This window comes from Bradyrhizobium sp. 142, from assembly GCF_023074015.1.
Taxonomy (GTDB): domain Bacteria; phylum Pseudomonadota; class Alphaproteobacteria; order Rhizobiales; family Xanthobacteraceae; genus Bradyrhizobium.
In genome coordinates, this window is record NZ_JADPKQ010000248.1 from 1 (window position 1) to 1,975 (window position 1,975).

The window sequence follows — 1,975 nt, forward strand, 5'->3', positions numbered from 1 at the left end:
CCAGCGCTACGCTTTGGGCAAGCGAGCGACGGCGGCTCCGAGGGGATGGCTCAGCCGGACCCCATGATCGATTTTGCTGAACTTGACGCACAGAACTATCCTAGGCCATCGATAGCAAGTCGATAGATTTTAGGCGCCCCGCAGATCTGCCGCTCTGTCAGGCGTCTCCCCGCTCTTGAACGGCGCCCATACGCCGTCAGGCCGCCCCCAACCTTCGCGACTTTGTGGCCTTCAAATATTCGGTCGCGCGCTGCTCGAAGGAGCTAGCGCGCGACCAAGTCTCGGCATCGATCACACGGCGTAAATCGATTACTGCTCCTTCCTGAACAAATCCTGGAAGATGAGCGGGCCCCAAACGCGGCCGCGTGCGTGCACCAGCGCGCCACCCTCGTTGAGCTTTCCCAGCTTGACGGGCGCGAACCCGAGTTGCTTGGCCAAGGCCGCCACGGGAGCAATCGCGTCGTCGTCGTCGCTCGACAGAAAGACGACCCGGTAGCCGCCCTCGACGGTCGGATCGGCAGCCAGGGTGGCCGCAACCAGGTGATTGAAACCTTTAACGAGCTTGGCGCCGGTGAACGCCTTCGCCACGATGGCGGAGGACGGAAGACCGTCCAGCTCTTCAGGGAGAACTCCAAACGCGTTCGTCGCGTCGATAACCGTCTTGCCTTTCCAACTCGGCAGGGCCTTCGCAACCTCGCGATGCTCCCCGAACGGGACCGCCAAGATGATCGTGTCGGCCTCGAGTGCATCCCGCAGCGACTTGGCGACGACCGTGGGTCCAATCGCCCGAGCCTGCGGCGCCAACGCCTCGGGCGGCCGGCGGCTCGCGACGGCCACCTTGATGTTTTTACGGGCGAAGGCGTGAGCGAGAGCCTGGCCTACCGCACCGAATCCTACAATCGCATAGCTCATAATACTTCTCCGATCCGTGTTGATATTGATTCCCTTGCCCTTCAGATGGCCGAGAAGCCGCCGTCGACAGACAACTCCACCCCATTCACGAAGCTCGAATCGTCAGAAGCAAGAAACAGCGCGGCCGCAGCAATTTCCTCAGGGCGACCCATCTTTCCCCGCGGGATCAGGGATTCGAACATCTGCTTCGCTTCCGCAGTGAGAACTTGGTCCTGCATCGGTGTGGCGATCGGCCCTGGGTGCAGCACGTTCACCCGGATATTCCTGCCCTTCAGTTCGTTGAGCCAGCCGCGTGCGAAGGCGTGCAGCGCCGCCTTGCTCGCCGCATACACGCTGTAACCAGGAAACCCTTTGATTGAAGCTACCGACCCGGTCATGAAGATCGATCCGCCATCGTTGAACAGCGGCAACGCCTTCTGAACCGTAAACAGCGTGCCGCGCACATTCAGGCCGAATGTCGTATCGAAGTGCTGCTCGGTAATCTCGCCCAGCGGGACGGCTTCGCCCATGCCGGCGCTCGCGTACAGGACGTCGATCCTGCCCTTTTCCCGCTTGACCGTGTCGAACAGACGATCGAGGTCGTCGAGATTGGCCGCGTCGCCGCGCACGCCGGTCACGTTCCGGCCAATCAGCTTGACGGCCGCGTCGAGCGCCTCCTGCCTCCGGCCCGTGATGAAAACATAGGCGCCTTCTTCAACAAACCGCTTGGCGCTCGCCAGTGCCATACCGCTCGATCCGCCCGTGACGACCGCAACCTTGCCCTCAAGCTTTCCCACAATTTCTCCTTTCGTGGTGTCGGGACAGCATCTGCCCCCGAGAACCTCGACATGGGTCTGCCGGCGTCAGGCGTTGAGTGCAGAAGCGCGCACATCGGTGGTGCGAAATCGATCCGGCTGGACGACTGACGCCAGCCGCAATGATCGGTGTCCGCTGTTCGGAATTGGGCCGTACTTGCCGGCATAGACTAGGAGCCTGTCCAAGTAGTCGCTGGTCAAGCTGGGGCGAGTCTGATTCTTTGCGGGGCTATGAGCAAGGATTTTCGACTCTGGAAGATTGACGAGGC

Annotated in this window: 3 protein-coding genes; all 3 read right to left on the reverse strand. The window is 61.6% G+C overall.

Annotated features, from left to right (window positions below; genetic code table 11):
* Positions 1-309: 309 nt before the first annotated feature.
* Complete coding sequence (locus IVA82_RS22925; protein WP_346658781.1) at positions 310-915, reverse strand: NADPH-dependent F420 reductase; 606 nt, start codon at positions 913-915, stop codon at positions 310-312.
* Between the two features lie 38 nt (positions 916-953).
* Positions 954-1,688, reverse strand: a complete 735-nt coding sequence (locus IVA82_RS22930) for an SDR family oxidoreductase (RefSeq protein WP_247387825.1) — start codon at positions 1,686-1,688, stop codon at positions 954-956.
* A 66-nt stretch (positions 1,689-1,754) separates the two neighbouring features.
* The coding region (locus IVA82_RS22935) for a hypothetical protein (protein ID WP_247387826.1) at positions 1,755-1,975 on the reverse strand (221 nt) is incomplete at its 5' end.